Origin of the sequence: Erythrobacter sp. A6_0 (assembly GCF_017744235.1) — a bacterium.
Taxonomy (GTDB): domain Bacteria; phylum Pseudomonadota; class Alphaproteobacteria; order Sphingomonadales; family Sphingomonadaceae; genus Qipengyuania.
On sequence record NZ_JAGHQR010000002.1, the window covers coordinates 577,501 to 595,199 of the forward strand.

The 17,699-nt window shown below is 63.9% G+C and carries 10 protein-coding genes; 5 read left to right on the forward strand and 5 right to left on the reverse strand.

The window, feature by feature from the left end:
- Positions 1–35: 35 nt before the first annotated feature.
- Entirely contained in the window at positions 36–1,616 is a 1,581-nt protein-coding gene (locus tag J7347_RS08480; protein WP_245173912.1) for a lipopolysaccharide biosynthesis protein, read from the forward strand.
- On the opposite strand, the gene J7347_RS08485 is transcribed toward J7347_RS08480, so the two are convergent.
- A complete protein-coding gene (locus J7347_RS08485) occupies positions 1,555–2,391 on the reverse strand; it encodes a glycosyltransferase (protein ID WP_209161644.1) in 837 nt (278 codons plus the stop codon). The genes J7347_RS08480 and J7347_RS08485 overlap by 62 nt on opposite strands.
- A gap of 157 nt (positions 2,392–2,548) precedes the next feature.
- Here J7347_RS08485 and J7347_RS08490 point away from each other — a divergent pair, with 157 nt between their 5' ends.
- The gene (locus J7347_RS08490; protein ID WP_209161645.1) at positions 2,549–4,354 is read left to right on the forward strand and encodes an ABC transporter ATP-binding protein/permease; all 1,806 of its coding nucleotides are present in this window, start codon (positions 2,549–2,551) and stop codon (positions 4,352–4,354) included.
- A 23-nt stretch (positions 4,355–4,377) separates the two neighbouring features.
- On the opposite strand, the gene J7347_RS08495 is transcribed toward J7347_RS08490, so the two are convergent.
- On the reverse strand, positions 4,378–7,194 hold the full coding sequence (locus J7347_RS08495) for a pitrilysin family protein (RefSeq protein WP_209161646.1): 2,817 nt from the start codon (positions 7,192–7,194) through the stop codon (positions 4,378–4,380).
- A gap of 242 nt (positions 7,195–7,436) precedes the next feature.
- Between J7347_RS08495 and J7347_RS08500 the strand changes: the two genes are divergently transcribed.
- A complete protein-coding gene (locus tag J7347_RS08500) occupies positions 7,437–8,954 on the forward strand; it encodes a SulP family inorganic anion transporter (protein ID WP_209161647.1) in 1,518 nt (505 codons plus the stop codon).
- Between the two features lie 6 nt (positions 8,955–8,960).
- On the opposite strand, the gene J7347_RS13485 is transcribed toward J7347_RS08500, so the two are convergent.
- From J7347_RS13485 to J7347_RS08515, 3 genes are all read right to left on the reverse strand, one after another.
- Positions 8,961–10,010 (reverse strand): PAS domain-containing methyl-accepting chemotaxis protein, encoded by a 1,050-nt coding sequence (locus J7347_RS13485; protein WP_209161648.1) that lies wholly within the window; start codon positions 10,008–10,010, stop codon positions 8,961–8,963.
- Between the two features lie 94 nt (positions 10,011–10,104).
- Positions 10,105–11,397, reverse strand: coding sequence for a sugar MFS transporter (locus tag J7347_RS08510; protein ID WP_209161649.1), 1,293 nt, complete (start codon positions 11,395–11,397; stop codon positions 10,105–10,107).
- Positions 11,398–11,521: 124 nt separating this feature from the next.
- Complete coding sequence (locus J7347_RS08515) at positions 11,522–13,075, reverse strand: tryptophan halogenase family protein (protein ID WP_209161650.1); 1,554 nt, start codon at positions 13,073–13,075, stop codon at positions 11,522–11,524.
- 173 nt (positions 13,076–13,248) lie between these two features.
- Here J7347_RS08515 and J7347_RS08520 point away from each other — a divergent pair, with 173 nt between their 5' ends.
- On the forward strand, positions 13,249–16,443 hold the full coding sequence (locus tag J7347_RS08520) for a TonB-dependent receptor (RefSeq protein WP_209161651.1): 3,195 nt from the start codon (positions 13,249–13,251) through the stop codon (positions 16,441–16,443).
- Between the two features lie 161 nt (positions 16,444–16,604).
- On the forward strand, positions 16,605–17,675 hold the full coding sequence (locus J7347_RS08525) for a LacI family DNA-binding transcriptional regulator (protein ID WP_209161652.1): 1,071 nt from the start codon (positions 16,605–16,607) through the stop codon (positions 17,673–17,675).
- The last annotated feature ends 24 nt before the right edge of the window (positions 17,676–17,699 follow it).

Genomic DNA, 17,699 nt, shown 5'->3' on the forward strand with positions numbered 1-17,699 from the left:
GCCTTGGTAACGATTCGGCTTTACCCCTCAGGTCCATGAATGGTCCGGATCCCAGGTCGCAGTCGCCGCAAGACGAAGCGGACAGCCCGCCGCCTACGCGCGCGCACGGGAGTCTATATACGGACGACGATGCAGGCGGCTTCGGTGGCCGTGTCCGCCATGCGCTGGCCTGGCGTTACGGCAGCCAGATCGCAGCGCAGGTCATCACCTGGGTTTCCACCCTTATGGTGGTGCGCCTGCTCGAACCGAGCGATTACGGTCTTTTCGCGATGAGCCAGGTGGTGCTGGCCGCCCTCGCCTTCATGAACGGGTGGGGCTTTGCCAATTCGCTGGTGCAGGAAGCGGAAATCGATCGCCGGAAGGTCGGACAGGTCTTCGCGCTCCTCCTGCTTCTCAACGGAACGCTTGCGGTGGCGCAGTTCCTGATCGCCCCCCTCGCGGCAGACTATTATGGCGAGCCGATCGTGGCCGACATGCTCCGCGTCCAGGCGGTCCTGTTCCTGACCACGCCCTTCATCGCTTTGCCCAGCGCCCTGCTGTCGCGCGAGATCGCCTTCCGCTCGCAGGGAGTGGCCAATATGGCGGGCGCCGTCACCGGGGCGGTCAGCGCGCTGACGCTGGCCTGGATGGATTTCGGTGTCTGGGCGTTGGTCTACGCGCCGATCCTCGCTTTTTCCGCGCGGGCCATAGTGCTGACCGCGACCTCGCGCCTGCTGGTCTGGCCAGTGTTCGATTTCCGCGGCGCGGGTGCGATGGTGAGCTATGGCGGTGCGATGACGGTGGTCCAGCTGTTGTGGATCGTCCAGAGCCAGAGCGACATCTTCATCGCAGGTCGCGTCTTCGAGCCCTACGATCTGGGCCTCTACTCCGAAGCCCTGTTCCTCACCCTGATCGTGACCGGGCGTTTCCTGCCCCCGCTCAACGACGTGGCCTTTCCCGTCTATGCGGAAATGCACAAGCAGGGCCGACCGCTGGGGGATTATTTCGTGCGCACGCTGCGCGCCGTCGCTCTGGTCACGGCCCCCATCTATATCGGGCTTGCCTTGACCGCGCCCGAAGCGATCGGGACCGTCTTCGGCGAGAAATGGCTGCCCATGGCACCGATCGTGGCAGGGCTTGCGGTCGTCATGCCCGCCATGGCGCTGCAGATCGTGTGCGCGCCCGCCACCAACGCGACCGGCCATGCGCGCATCTCCGTCTATAGCGGATTGATCGGAGCGGTGGTTTTCCCGGCCTGCTTCCTCGTCGGGATCGCGAGCGGGCCGTTCGGGCTGGTTCAGGCCTGGTGGGTAGCAGCGCCGACATTGCTGATCGCCACGCTGGTCATGACCCTCCCCATCGTGGGCGTGGGCGCGATGCAATTCCTGCGGGCGATCTTTCCGGCGGCGGTGGGATGCCTTGCCATGGCTCTCGCAGTGACGGGCTTGCGGATGATTCTGCCCGACTGGCCCGCATTCCTCCGCCTGATCGCCTTCGCAACGGCCGGTGCGGCAACCTACGCCGCAGTGATGTGGTTCGGCTGGCGCGCGCTGGTCGATGAAAGCCTGGCACTGATCAGGCGGCGGCCCTTATCCGTGCCAAAGCCCGGCGATCGAATCCAAACCACATCGGGTTGAGCCGCGGGCGCAGGCGATCGAGGTAGAGACTGTAGACGCTTGCCAGCCGCGTCGGGATCATGCGCGCGCCTTCGTTCCGCATGATGTCGCTGAGGATCCGGTTCTGGAAATAGCGCAGGGCGTAATTGTCCATGCGCTTGGCCTGCCTTCGCAATCCTTCGGGCGTGATCGGATTGGGCTCGCAATAAAAGCCTGCGCCCAGGCACTGGATGACAGCGCCGCGGCGGAAATCGCGATCCGCGCCGATATCGGTATTGGCGAGCGCATTGACGAGGCCGTCATCGCCGATGAGATCGTCCGGCAGGCGGACGCCGCTTTCTCGCAGGGATCGCACGAAGGCACCGCTCAAGGCGTAGCAATCGCCGAACAGACCCTGAGAGACTTGCATCGAGCGCTGATAGAACGCCTTGCTCCTGCCATTGAGCGGTAGTGCGGCGGCGGCGTTGGCTTCGGGATTGCGCTCCAGACACTGGCCGAGCGCTCCGACCGACCCAGGCGCCAGCACCGCGTCCCCATCGACGCAGACGTAGACATCGGCTTCGGGCGCCTCGTCGAGAACGAAGCGATTCCAGCTGCGCGCCTTGCCCCCCTGTTGGTATTCGACCAGCCGGACGCCGCGAGTCCCATGATCGCGCACGATATCGGCGGTCCGGTCGCTGCTGCCGTTAACGACCACCGTTACGCCGACACTGGCATCCTCCGATGGCAGGCTGGCTAGACAGGCGGCGATGCGCCGCTCTTCATTATGCGCCAGGACGATGATTTCTATCTGCATGAATGCTCTGGGGTTTCGCCATCGTTGCAAGCCCGATGCGCCAGCGTTGCGAAGCGGCGAATTTAGAAGGCTCTGTCCGGCTGGCAATCCACCGATCGGCAGTCCGTTCCTGCGATGTGCATTGCCGGATGCCCCCGGGCTTCCCATCTTGTAGTCCGTGCCTCCTGATACTGCCGTGAATTCCAAACCGATCGACGCCGAAAGCTGGGCGGTCCTCAAGCGGTTCCTGCCCTATCTCTGGCCGCGCGAGAATGCGGGGCTGCGGCGCAGGATCGTGATCGCGATCGTGTTGGTTCTCCTCGCCAAGGCAGTCACGCTGGCGCTGCCCTTCGCCTACAAGCGCGCGGTCGATGCGATGACTGGCGAGGTGGGCGAGGCCGCGATGCTCGCCATGGCGCTGGTGCTGGCTTACGGGCTGGGACGGTTCGCCGGCACAGCGTTCGACAATCTCAGGAACATCGTGTTCGAGCGCGTCGGGCAGGAAGCGACCCGCCATCTGGCCGAAGACGTATTCCGCCGTCTCCACCGCCTGTCGCTGCGCTTCCATCTGTCACGCCGCACGGGCGAGGTGACCAAGATCATCGAGCGCGGGACGAAGAGCATCGATTCCATGCTCTATTTCCTGCTCTTCAACATCGCGCCGACGATCATCGAACTGGTTGCCGTGGGCGTCATCTTCTATCTCAATTTCGGCTGGGGGCTCGTGGCGGCGACGGCGCTGACAGTGGTCGCCTATATCGTCGTCACGCAGCGGATCACCGAATGGCGCACGCATCTGCGGCGCGAGATGAACGATCTCGACGGCACGGCCCTGTCGCGCGCGGTCGATTCGCTGCTTAATTACGAGACGGTCAAATATTTCGGTGCCGAACACCGCGAGGAAGAACGCTACGCCCAGTCGGCCCGCGCCTATTCCGAAGCGGCGATCAAGTCCGACGCTTCGCTCGGCATGCTCAATATCGCGCAGGCGCTGATCACGAACCTGCTGATGGCGGGCGCGATGGCCTATACCGTGTGGGGGTGGAGCCGGGGCGATCTGACGGTAGGCGATCTCGTTTTCGTGAACACCTATCTGATGCAGCTCTTCCGCCCGCTCGATCTGCTCGGCTTTGTTTATCGCACGATCCGGCAGGGCATGGTCGACATGGCGCAGATGTTCAATCTGATGGACACGGCAGTCGAGGTTGCGGACAGACCCGGCGCGCCCGCGCTGGTAGTGCGCCGCCCAACGCTCGCTTTCGAGAATGTCCGCTTCGGCTACGAGCCGGAACGCACGATCCTCCACGATCTCAGTTTCGAGGTTCCGGCAGGCAGCCACACCGCCATCGTCGGGCCATCGGGCGCGGGCAAGAGCACGATCGCGCGGCTCCTGTTCCGTTTCTACGATCCCTGGAGCGGGCGCATCGTGATCGACGGGCAGGATATTTCCGAGGTCCGGCAGAAGAGCCTGCGCGCCGCGATCGGCATCGTCCCGCAGGACAGTGTCCTGTTCAACGACACGGTGGGCTACAACATCGCCTATGGTCGCGAAGGCGCGAGCGCCGAGGAGGTGGAGCGGGCAGCACGCGATGCGGCGATCCTGCCCTTCATCCAATCCCTCCCCGAAGGATTTGGTACCGAAGTGGGCGAACGCGGCTTGAAACTGTCGGGCGGCGAGAAGCAGCGCGTCGCCATCGCACGCACGCTCCTGAAGGATCCGCCGATCCTTCTCTTGGACGAAGCGACGAGCGCGCTCGATTCGCGGACCGAGCAGGGCATTCTGGCGACGCTCGACCGCGTGTCGGAACACCGCACCACGCTGGCGATCGCGCACCGCCTGTCGACCATTGCCGATGCCGATGCGATCCTGGTGCTGGAGCACGGGCGCCTCGCCGAGCGCGGCACCCATTCCGAGCTTCTGCGCGCGGATGGCCTCTATGCCGAGATGTGGGCGCGCCAGGCGGTGGAGCAGGAGGAGGCCTAAGGCCCCCTCCCCTTCCTAAAGTATCACTCCAGTCCCAGATCCGCGCTCGACAGGTCGAGCGAGGCCGCCGGGATCACTTCGACATCGGGCCGGATCGCGCGCAGATCGTCGAGAAATTCGCTCGCATTCCCGACCACGATAATGGTCGCGCCATCGGCGGTGATATAATCGCCCGCCGCCTTGGCCGCCGCTTCCGGCGACACCGCCTGCAGGCGTTCGGCATAGCGCGCCGCTTCGGCAGGCTCGAGGCCGTCCAGCATCAGATTGGCGACGATAGCGTTGAACCCGCCCGACGTTTCCAGGCTGCGCGCATAATTGCCGCCCAGATAGAGCCGACGGCGATTCAACAGATCGTCGGCCACCGCTTCGTTACCCAGCCGGTCGAATTCGTCGAGAAAGACCTGCACCACCTCGTCCGCGGTCGAATTCTGAGTCTGGGAAGACGCCACCAGCCGATCGGTGATGAGCCCGCTGCCCGCGCCATAGCTGATCGAACGCTTGGTCCGGACCTCTTCGAAGAGGCGCCCGCTCGATCCGCCGCCCAGAATCGCATTCGCGATTTCGAGAGCGTAATAGTCGCTATCGGTGCGCGAGGGCGCGCGCATCCCGGCATAGACCGCCGCCTGCCCCGCATCGGGCATGTCGATCACGATCGTGCGGACGGGCTCGCCCGCGCCGGTCGGCTCAGCGATTTCGGCCGGCGGCGCGCTGGCCACCTGCCAGTCCCCGAACAGCGCGTTGGTGAGAGCGACAGCCTGCTCCGGCGCGATCCCACCGCTGACGATCACCTTGGTGCGGGCGGGATGCCAATAGGTCTCGCGGTGCCGGACCAGATCCTCGCGCGTCAGCGAAGCGAGGCTTGCCTGCGTCCCGCCCGGCAGCGTCCCGTACGGTGCATCGCCATAGAGGACGGGCCGCGCGACCATGCTGGCGAGCGCGCCCGGATCCTTCAGACTGACCGCCAGCCCATCGATCGCCCGCTTGCGTTCGCGTTCGAACGCATCCTCGGGATAGGTCGCGCCCTTGATCACTGCGGCAAGCACCTCGCCCGCCTCCGCCATATTGGCGACCGGCGCGGTCAGGCTGAAGAACGAACCTTCCGCCCCCGCCGTCGCGCCGAAGCTGGCGCCCAGCGATTCGAGCTTCTGCGCGATTTCCTGCGCGCTCATCTCCGCCGTGCCCTGATCGGCGATGCTGGCCGCCATATTGGCAAGGCCCGCTTTCATGCGCGGATCGCTGATCGATCCTCCGGGGACGAGCACCGTCATCGTCGCGATCGGCACATCGCCCGTCTGCGCCGCGACGATAGAGACGCCGTTCGCCAGATCGCGCTCGACAATCGCGGGGCGCTCCACGCTCGGCACCATTCCGGGGCCGGGAGGATCCTGCCGCTGGCCTTCGGGGAGGACCGACAGCGGCTCGCCCGTCGCGGCGGGCAGGCTGCGGAAGGTCGGCATCGGCACCGGGTTGGCATAGGCCGCCGGATTCTCCTCGCCCGCAACATAGCGCATGTCGACGCGCGCCTGCGGGTCGAGCCACTTCGCCGCCACGCGCTGGACATCTTCTACGGTGACGCGCCCGATCGCCTCCAACCGCGCATCGGCGGCGCGGGGATTGCCGGTCGATACCAGCGCTTCGCCAAGTTCGAACGCCCGACCACGCGCGGTTTCGCGGCGGCGCAGCGAATCGGAGAACAGCTCGCTCTTCGCTTCGGCCAGTTCGGCGGCGGTGATCGGTTCGGAACGGACGCGATCGAGTTCGGCTTCCAGCGACGCTTCCACCGCGTCGACGTCGGCCTGCGGATTGGTGATCGCAAAGCTGGCGAGAAAGCCGCCCTCCTCGCTTTCGGAATAGAAGAAGGACGCATCGACCGCCTGGCCGCTGCGCACCAGTGCATCGTAAAGGCGGCTGTTCTGTCCGCGCGCCATCACGGCGGCTAGAACGTCGAGCGCGGCGCTGTCCGCCTCGCCCGAGCCGGGCGCCTTCCACAAGGTGCCCGCCACCGGCAGGGGTACGTTGGGCGCGGTGGCGACGAAGCTGCGCGGCTGGGTGCGCTGGGGCTCGCGCGCCGAAATCGTCAGATCGACCGGATCGGCCCGGCGCGGAATGTCTACGAAGTATTCGTCCACCAGCGCGCGCAGGTAGTTCATGTCGAAATTGCCAGCCACGATCAGCGTCGCGGTGTCCGGCCCGTAATAGGCCTGATGGAAGGCGCGCGCATCGTCGAGCGTGGCGCTGTCGAGATCCTCGATCGAACCGATCCCCGGACGCCGCTGGGGCAGGACGTCATAAGCGTTTTCCGCGATCACGAAGCGCTGGAAGCGGCCATAGGGCGGCGCGAGCACGCGCTGGCGCAATTCCTCCTTCACCACGTCGCGCTCGCGGTCGAACACTTCCTGATCGACCACCGGCTTGAACATGCGTTCGCGGTGCGTCCACAGCATGGTTTCGAGATAGGCCGCCGGGACGGTCTCGTAATAATTGGTGCGATCGGCCCCGGTCGAAGCGTTGCGCGTGCCGCCGACATCGGCGGTGAGCCCGTAGATCTGGTTGTAGAACATGTTCTCGGTCTTACGGCTGAGAATATGTTCGAAGAGGTGGGCGAAGCCGCTGCGGCCTTCTGGATCGTGCTTCGATCCGACTTCGTACCAGAGCGAGGTAGTGACCTGCCCCGTGCTGTCGTCCGGCAGCGCGATGACGCGCAGACCGTTGTCGAGCGTCCATTCGGTGAAGGCTATTTCCGGCGCGGACAGCGTGGCTTCCTGCGCCAGAACCGGTGCCGGTGCGGCGGCGGCGAGCGCGATGGCGGCGGCGCCTGCGGCCAGGATAGTACGATACATGATTGGAAAACCCCTTCCCCATTGGTCCATGGGCACGGACCGTAGCGGCCAGCCGCGCGAGAGCAACCGTGGGGCCGCACCTATCTGCCAAGGTCAGACGATTATCGGCAAACGGCATGCATCGGGGTTGCAACGGCTTCGCATCCGCCGCGCATCGGGTTGTGTTGCAATGCAGCATCGGCCATAGGGGCCGCTCATTCTCGCCGCGCAATTTCGCCGCGGCCCAGACCCACGGACAGACCATGCTCAACACCAGCGCAATCAAGCGCGACTGGCTTTCGAACATCCGCGCCGACATCCTTGCCGGGATCGTCGTCGCCCTCGCTTTGATCCCGGAAGCGATCGGCTTCTCGATCATTGCGGGCGTCGACCCGCGCGTGGGACTTTATGCTTCGGTCGCGATCGCGATGGTGATCGCGTTTACCGGCGGGCGGCCCGGCATGATCAGCGCGGCGACCGCGGCAGTGGCCGTGGTGGTGATCCCGCTGGTGCGCGAATACGGGGTGGAATATCTCTTCGCCGCGACGATCCTGATGGGCGTGTTCCAGGGCATCGCCGCGCTGCTTAGGCTCGACCTGTTGATGCAGTTCGTCAGTCGCAGCGTCATCACCGGTTTCGTCAACGCGCTCGCGATCCTGATCTTCATGGCGCAATTGCCGCAGCTGCTCCCCGGCAATCCGGGCGTCGGCATGGAAGCCTGGATCATGGTCGCCGCCGCGCTCGCCATCATCTACCTCTTCCCGCGCATCACTACCGCCATCCCCAGCCCGCTGGTCGCGATCGTGGTGCTGACTGCGCTCGCCATCTGGCTGGGCACGCCGGTCAACACGGTGGCCGATATGGGCGAGCTGCCCGAAGGCCTGCCCTATTTCGTCCTCCCCGATGTGCCGCTGACCTGGGAAACCTTTCAGATCATCGCGCCCTATTCGCTGACGATGGCGGCGGTCGGCCTGCTCGAATCGCTGCTGACCGCCCAGATCGTGGACGACATGACGCACACCGGATCGAACAAGCGCCGCGAAAGCGCAGGCCAGGGTGTCGCCAACATCGCCGCGGCCCTGTTCGGCGGCATGGGCGGCTGCGCGATGATCGGCCAGTCGGTCATCAACGTGACGAGCGGCGGGCGCGGGCGCCTGTCGACCTTCGTCGCCGGCCTTTCGCTTCTCATCATGCTGTTCCTGCTCGGCGGCCTCGTCGGACAGGTGCCGATGCCCGCTTTGGTGGCGATCATGATCATGGTCTCGATCGGGACCTTCAGCTGGAATTCGATTCCCAACCTCGCCAAGCATCCCTGGCAGTCGAGCATCGTCATGCTGACGACGGTCGGCGTGGTCGTGGCGACGCACAATCTCGCCCTCGGCGTGGCGGCAGGCGTGCTGTTGTCGGGCGCCTTCTTCACGCAGAAGGTGATGACCCTGTTCGAGGTGGTGCGGACCCGTACCAGCGACGAGAACGGCGATATCGCGACCTACACCGCCAAGGGCCAGATCTTCTACGCCAGCGTGGAACGGTTCGAGGCGGCACTTGGCCCGGAAAGCACGCAGGACGATCCCGCCGACCATGTGGTGATCGACGTGTCGAAAGCGCATTTCTGGGACATCAGCGCGGTCGGCGCGCTCGACAAGGTGGTGGAACGGATGCGGCGCAACGGGCGCAGCGTCCAGGTGGTCGGCCTCAATCGGGCCAGCGCCGATCTGGTCGATAGGTTCGCGCTGACGGACAAGACCGGGGTCGAAATCGGCCTCGCGCCGCACCCGTAAAGGGTCTCAGGCGGCGCGGGTCTTCAGCATCTGTTCGGCCTGATCGGTCGAGCGGCGCGACGCAGTCGCCAGTTCCTTCACCTCGCGCGCGACGACAGCGAATCCCAAGCCATGATCGCCCGCCCGCGCCGCTTCGATCGTGGCGTTCAGGGCCAGCATCTGCGTCTGCGTGGCGATGCCGGAGATTGTCGTGACGATGCGCTGAATTTCGCCGAGCATCCGTTCAAGCTCCGCGCTCCGGTTCCCGAGTTTTTCGCGCAGCGATTCGCTGTCGGCGAGCTGCGAATGGACCGCGCGTTCCAGCTCGACTTCGCGCTTGATATCGGTGGCGAGCTTCACGACGCGGACGGGTTTGCCCTCCAGGTCCATCACCGGATTATAGGTCGCCTGGATCCAGATCTCCCGACCGCTGCGATCGACGCGGCAGAAACGCCCCGAAGCATGGTCACCATTCCTCAACCGATCCCAGAAACGGCGATATTCCTCGCTTTGCGAATGACCCGCCGTGCATAGCATCCGGTGATGCCGCCCGATCAGCTGATCGCGGCGATATCCGAACAGGTCTAGGAAGATCGCATTGGCCTCGAGGATTTCCCCATCGAGACCGAATTCGATGACCGCATGCGAGTGGCGCACCGCATCCGACAGGGCCTGGAAATGCGACTGGCGAAGCGTCTCTGCAGTTATGTCGGTGGCGATTTTCAGCACACCGATCACCGTGCCATCGGAGCTGCGAACCGGATTGTAATTCGCGCGCAGGCGGACGATCGAACCATCCCTGGCCGTGCGGCGATACGTCCCCTGATCGGGTTTCCCATCGGCAAGGTTTCGCCAGAAGGCACGATAGTCTTCGGACGCCGCGTAGTCTTCGTTGCAAAACAGACTGTGGTGCCGCCCGGCGATTTCCGCGAGTTCATACCCCATCGCGTCGAGAAAGAGGCGGTTCGCCCAGACGATCGTACCGTCGAGCGCGAAATGCGCGCACAGATTGGTCTGCGTCAACGCATCCCAGGCAGCCTCTATCTTTTCCGCTCTAGCCAGAGTGCAGTCTTGCATAATGTCGGCCGTTACCGACAATTGATTAAGGTGCGGTAATCGGGCGATCCGGGCGGGAGGTAATTATCGTGAAACCGCCCGGATACCGTGTCGATCAGGCAGGTCGCCGTGCGAACAGGCCGAAGCTGGCGATGATCGCGTAGCAGATCGCCGGAAGGATCAGCGCGAAGGCGAGGCTGCCCGAAAGATCCGCCAGCGCGCCGAAGGCCAGCGGCACGACCGCGCCGCCGAAGATCGCCACGTTGATGATCCCCGATCCGTCCGCCGCGCGCGGCCCCAGTTTCTCGCAGGCGAGCGAGAAGATGGTCGGGAACATGATCGAATTCATCAGGCCGACCGCCAGCAGCGTGTAACCGGCCAAGGTGCCGCTGGTGAGGGCGCTGATGACGATCAGCAGGATCGCACCCGCGGCATTGAAGGCGAGGATCTTGCCCGGCGAGAACATCCGCAAGACCGCCGATCCGATAAACCGACCCACCATCGCGCCGCCCCAATACAGGCCGATCATCCAGCCGATGACGCTTTCGGGCTGGCCGAGGACGCGCTCCAGAGCGAGATAGTTGATGATGATCGATCCGATCGAGACCTCTGCCCCAACATAAAGGAATATGCACAGCGCGCCGAAACCGAACCGCTTGCGCTTAAGAAGGTCGAGACCGGCAAGGCCCGAGGACGCTTCGTGCTTTTCGCCCTGCAGCCGGTTGCGGAACATCCACACGGCCAGCGCGACGAGCCCGATCAGGACCGCGACGCCGAGATAGCCCTGCCAGATCGCCTCGCTCTCCGCCTGCCTGTAGGCCTGGAGTTCGGCGCCCGACAATTGATCGGCGGTGATGGTGGCGAGGCTGCCGAGAATCACCACCGAGCCGACGAGCGGGAAGATCGTGGTGCCCAGCGAATTGAACGCCTGCGCGAAGGTCAGGCGACTATGCGCGGTCTTTTGCGGGCCGAGCAGCGAGATCAGCGGATTGGCGACCACCTGCACGATCACCACGCCGCTTGCGAGCACGAACAGCGCCAGCAGAAACACCCAGTATGTCGCGGTCTGGCTGGCGGGAATGAACATCAGACACCCCACCATCATGGTGACGAGCCCCGCCACCGCACCGCGCATATAGCCCAGCCGCTTGACCAGCTTGGCCCCCGGAATGCCGATCAGGAGATAGGCGGTGAAGAAGCAGAACTGCACCAGCATCGCCTGGGTGTAGTTGAGCGTGAACAGCTCCTTCAGCTTGGGAATGATCACATCGTTGAGCGAGGTGATCCCGCCGAAGATGAAGAACAGGCCGAAGACGAAATATTGCAGGCCCGGCGCCTCGACAGGCGGCGTGTCGGTATCGATCGGAGTGGGGTCGGTGCTCGACGCGATGTCGGGGGCAAGTGCCATCGTCTGTTTCCTCTTCTGATATCCCGCAGGTTCTACGCCTGCGTAACCGGTTTCATTGGCGGTATTGCGACCTTGCCGGCAAGTCCATCGCAATCGCGCGCTGGCAGCATCGCCGTAACGGGCGTCACGCGGGCGGCGCCGGGCAATAGCGTTGCAGATATTCGCCATGGCCGGGCATATGCTCGACGAGGAAGCGGATCGATTGTTCGATTCCGTCGACCTCCTTCGCCACGCCCTGATCGGCGATGCCGTGCGCCATCACATTATGGCCGCCCATCGCGATGCCCTGCCCCATCATCACCGCCGCCCAGCTGGTTTCGGTGAACAATTCATCGTCCTCGCGGAAGATCTGGCCGTTGGCGCGGAACAGCTCCATCTTCTCTGTCAGGCTGTCCGGCACGCTCATCGTGCGGCAGTAATTCCAGAATTCGGAATCGTCGCGCGCGGTGGCGTGATAATGCAGGATGAGGAAATCCCGGATCCGTTCGTATTCCTTGTTGGTCAGCCGGTTGAAGGCGCTGCGCTGCGTTTCGGTGATGCCGTCCAGCGACAGCAGCGCGACCAGCTTGTTGATCCCGGTGTTTATCAGGTGGATCGAGGTCGATTCGAGCGGCTCCATGAAGCCTGCCGCCAGGCCCAGCGCCACGACGTTGTGGTTCCAGAACTTGCGGCGGCGCCCGGTGACGAAGCGCAGGAAATTGGGATCGGCGGTCGGCTTGCCCGCCATGTTGGCGACAAGGATATCGTGCGCCTCGGCATCTTCCATATGCGCGCTCGCATAGACATGGCCGTTGCCGTTGCGATGCTGCAAGGGCACCTGCCATTGCCAGCCCGCCCGATGTGCGGTGGCGCGGGTGAAGGGCGGCGGGGGCGATCCGTCGTCGCGCTTGCACGGCAAGGCCACCGCCCGGTCGCAGGGCAGCCAATGCGTCCATTCCTCGTACCCGGTCTCCAGCGCCTGTTCGATCAGGAGCCCGCGAAACCCGCTGCAATCCACGAACAGGTCGCCTGCGATCGTGCTGCCGTCTTCCAGCACCAGAGCCGCGACATCGCCGCTTTCCCCGTCGCGCCGCACCTCGGCCACGCGCCCCTCGCGCCGGGTCACTCCGCGCTTTTCGGCATAGGCACGCAGGAAGCGCGCATAGGCGCCCGCATCGATGTGATAGGCGTAATTCATCGGCGGCATGTCGTCGCGCTTATAGTCTTCGGTGCGCGCGAACTTGCCGAAATGGGCGGCCATCGTTTCGAGGTTGAATACCTGGATCGGCCGCTTGTCCCCGCGCATGCGGTTGCGATGCCACAAATGGTGGAAGGACACGCCGTCCACCTCGTATCCGTAATTGCCGAAGGGGTGGATGTAGCTGTCGCCCAGATTGCCCCAGTTCACGAACTGGATGCCGAGCTTGAAAGTGCCCTGGACGGCGGACAGCATCTCGCGCTCGTCGATATCGAGCAGCGTGTTGAAATCGACGAAGGGCGGGATCGTCGCTTCACCGACGCCGACGGTGCCGATCGCTTCCGATTCGACGAGCTCGATCGCGACCGGGCTCTTCCTGCCGCCTTTGCCTGCCCCCTCTTTACCCGAGATACGCGACAGGGCCGCCGCCGCCATCCAGCCGGCGGTGCCCCCGCCGACGATGACGATCCGCTCTATCGCTTTTCCCGTGTCCGATCCCATTCCCATACCCCGACTGTAACCGATTTTTCGGCATACGGAAGCCGGTGATGCGCAAATGCAACGCAGATTGAGAACGTTCATTTACACGTCTTGTGAACGCTAACAATGGCGCGTATCGGTCACATTCTTGAAAGATCGGTGCACAGTGAGGCCCGATCATGGGAGGAGGACATATGCTGCGCATCGCACCCCAGGCCGGAACTACGCTTTCCCGGCGCCTGATTGCTCTTACCACCGCATCGGGGCTCGCCATCGGTGCGCTGACCGCATCGCCCGCTTATGCGCAGGATGCCGATCCTGCCGAGGAAGAAGCACGCGAGAACGAAGCGGGGATCGACGAAGGTCTCGATCCGGAAAACATCATCATCGTCAGCGGCTATCGCCAGTCGCTCGAATCGGCGCAGGATTACAAGGAAAACGCCGACACCGTCGTCGATGTGATCACTGCCGAAGATATCGGCGCGCTGGCCGACCGTTCGGTTGCCGAAGCGCTGCAGCGTGTCCCGGGTGTCAACATCTCGCGCTTCGAACAGCGCGACGATCCTGACCGCTTCTCGGTCGAAGGCTCCAACGTCATCATCCGCGGCCTTCCCTACGTCCTCTCGACTTTGAACGGGCGCGACGTGTTCTCCGCCAATGGCGGCCGCACGCTGTCGTTCAACGACGTGTCGCCCGAACTGCTCGGCCGCGTCGAGGTCTATAAGAACGTCAGCGCCGACATGATCGAGGGGAGCATCTCCGGGATCGTCAATCTCGTCACGCGCAAGCCGCTCGACAATCCGGGCCTCAATCTCGCCGGTACGGTCGAAGTCAATTACGGCGATCTCGCCGAGGAATGGTCGCCCGGTTTCTCCGGCCTGATTTCGAACACGTTCGAAACCGGTATGGGCACGTTCGGCCTCCAGTTCGGATATGCGCAGCAGGAACTGGTCACGCGCACCGACGCCTCGCAGCTGACCGATCCCTGCTATCGCGCCGACACGCTCGACGCCCCCTGCCTGCGCGTCGTCAACGTCGGATCGGGCGGTTATTTCGGCGATCCCAACTTCAACGAATCGAACTTCCCGCCGCCGGGCTCGGTCGTCGTGCCCAAGGGCGCTGGTGTCCGCACCACGGACCTCACCCGCGACCGGACTGCCTATTCCGGCGTCGGTCAGTGGGAAAGCAATGACGGCCGCGCTCTCGTCACGCTCGAATATCTGCGCGCCGAAACCGAAGGCACGCTCAACGAATTCGCCGCGCTTGCGCTGGTGAACGACGATGCGCTGTTCCCCGTCCCCGTTCCCGGCACCACGCCGACCTTCAGGGACGGCATCTTCCAGAGCGGATCGCTGACGCAGCCCCAGCCCTTCAATGGCGGGTTCGGCATTCCGACCGAGCTGCTTCGCTTCCAGCGCGAAGACGATGCGAAGACCGAAGATTACTCGATCGACGTTCAGCTCGAGCCGAGCGATCGCCTGCGCTTCAACGTTGAAGTCCAGCACATCAAATCGGATCGGAATGAAAACGGCTTCATCGCCGCGATGCAGACCTACACCGATCTCTTCATCGACAATTCGGGCGAGACGCCGCAGGTCCAGTTTTTCGAGCCGGGCACGATGGGGGATTCGACCGGTTACTTCACCGATCCTGCGGCCACCTTCTACTGGTTCCTGATCGACAATCAGGTTCGCAACGAAGGCGACCTTACCAGCATGCGCGCCGATGCCGAATACGACATCAGCGATGACGGTTTCTTCAGGACTGCTCGCTTCGGCGCACGCTTCTCCGATCGCAACCGCGTGACACGCAGCGCCAACTTTTCCAACTGGGGCAATCTCGGTGCCCCCTGGACCGGCCGTGGCGGCAATTGGAATTGCGGCGACTTCCAGCGCTTCGGCTGCGGCGGCGCCTACGCGTTCGACTTCCCCGAAAGCTCGCAGGTCCGCAATCCGTTCGGCAACAACTTCCAGCGCGGCAATGCGCCCACTCCGCTGGGCAATGGTTCGGCCTTCTTCTTCGGCGGCGACAGTCTGGTCGACGAATATCTGAACGGCACGGCCGAAGCGCGCGCCAGAGCGATCACCGATTTCACGCTGACGCCCAACGCCTGGGGTCCGATCTACAACCGCACCGGCCTTGTCGACGGCACCGTCTTCCTGCCCGGCGAAATTTCCGACGTCGAGGAATCGACCGATGCCTATTACGCTCGGGTCGATTTCGGCACAGTCTTCGGCAATGGCTGGGAACTGACCGGCAATGCTGGCGTGCGCTATGTCGAAACCGTCGTGCGGACGCAGGGGGAGATCAACTTCCCGGTCGGCAATTTCTTCGACGCAAACCTCGATAACCGCGTGACCGTTGACGAAGTCAACGCCGCCTGCGGCGAAATCCGAGAGGGTCAGGACGCGCCAAGCTATTGTAAGCTTTCCGACGCTCGCAAAGCTCAATTCGCTTCCGTTTACACCGGAGAATTGATCCGCGACAACGCCAACATCGAATTCGATAATTGGCTGCCTGCCGCAAACGTCAAGCTTGATTTCGGCGGTGGGCTGCTGGTCCGCGCTGCGGTCTCAAAGGGCATCTCGCGGCCCGACCTTGCGGCATTCCGAACCGGCGGCTCTATCGTCGAAAACACACGTGCCCTCGAGCTCGCGGGTGCTCTGGAGACGGGACCGTTGTTCCAAATTAACACCGGGAACCGCCTGCTGGGCCCGATAATGGCCTGGAATTACGACCTCAGCTTCGAATATTACTTCGACGATGTTGGTTCCATCACCGCGGCCCTCTTCTACAAGGATTTCGACGGTCTGTTCGGCAACGGCCCGACGGTGCGGAACTTTACCTCGCCCAGCGGTGTCTCAACCGATGTCGAAGTCAACGGCCCGATCAATTTCGGTTCGGCCAAGCTGCAAGGTATCGAACTCGCCTATCAGGACGTGTTCGAATTCCTGCCCGGCCCGCTGGGCAATCTCGGCACCCAGCTGACCTACACCTACATCGATTCGAAGGACTTCAGCAGCTCGGGCGACGTGTTCGGCGACCTGCCGCAGCCGGGCATCTCGAAGCACACGGTCAACGCCACGGTGTTCTACGAGGACGACGATCTGTCGGTTCGCGCCGCCTATAACTGGCGCTCGGACTTCCTGCAGACGCCGCGCGACGTGATCTTCCCGTTCTCGCCAGTCTATGGCGAAGCGACCGGGCAGCTCGACGCGTCGATCTTCTACACCGTGACTCCGGAGATCAAGGTCGGCATCCAGGGTGTGAACCTGCTCGACGAAGTGACCCGGACGAGCACCCAGATCGACTTCGACGGCAACCGCATCACGCGGTCCGCCTTCCGCAACGATCGCCGCTTCACCTTCCTGGCGCGCTTCGATTTCTGATCGAGACTTGAGGGACCGGCGTTTCGGCGCCGGTCCCGCCAGGCCGCAAAAACGCGGAGGCGCCGACGGTCGAACCGGAAACCATGGAGGCAAATTGGTGAGAGTGTGGCAACGCCCCGCAACCGCTTCCGGTTCGAACGCATGCCGAAGGATCCGATAACATGGCACGCCGCCGTCAGTCCGTAACCATCAAGCATGTCGCCGCCGATGCAGGGGTATCCCTTCAAACGGTGAGCCGCGTCATCAACAACGAGCCGAATGTGCGGCCTGCGATGAAAGAGCGGGTCCAGGCCTCGATCGACCGGCTCGGCTACACACCTTCGATCGCGGCCCAGCGGATGAGCGGATCGCGCAGCTATCTGATCATGGCGCTGAACGACCGCGAACGCACTCTGGCCGACTGGCGCGAGCGGCGCGGCACGGATTGGGTCGACCAGATGCTGCTGGGCGGAATGCTGACCTGCGCCGAGCATGGCTATCGCATGATCGTCGAACTGATCGATACGCATAGCGACCATGTGGAGCGCGAGCTGAACGCGGCGCTTACTGCGCTGCAACCCGATGGCGTGGTGCTGACCCCTCCGCACTCCGAAGATCCCCTGATCGTCGATCTGCTGGCGGAACGGTCCATCCCCTTCGCGCGGATCGGCTCGATCGCGCCCGGGCCGGGTTTTGCGCTGACAATGGGGGACAGGGGCCACGCCGAAAACGCGACGCGCCACCTGATCGAGCTCGGCCATACCCGTATCGGGATGATCGCCGGGCCCGACGCCTACAGCCTGAGCGGCTGGCGGGTGGATGGCTGGCGCAAGGCCCTGAAAGACGCCGACCTGCCATGCGAAGGCCTTTGCGCCGTGGGCGATTTCGGCTTCGATAGCGGTCTCGAAGCGGCGCGGGCCTTGCTGACGCAGGACGATCCGCCAACCGCCATAATCGCCAGCAGCGATCAGATGGCGCTCGCCACGCTCGATATCGCGCGCGATCTCGGCCTCCTCGTACCGCGCGATCTTTCGCTGATAAGCTTCGACAACACGCCGATCGTGCGGTTCACCGATCCGCCGCTGACGGCGGTGGACCAGCCGATCGCAAAAACGATTTCGCGCGCCGTCGAATTGATCATCCGTTCCCGCCGCGATGGGGCGCCCGACGGCGTGATCGATATCGAAGGCGCACTGGAGGAACGCGGATCGACCGCGCCGCCGCCGCATCTGAGGCGCATCAAGCGCGCCTGAACCGCCGACACTTGGGAGATACGA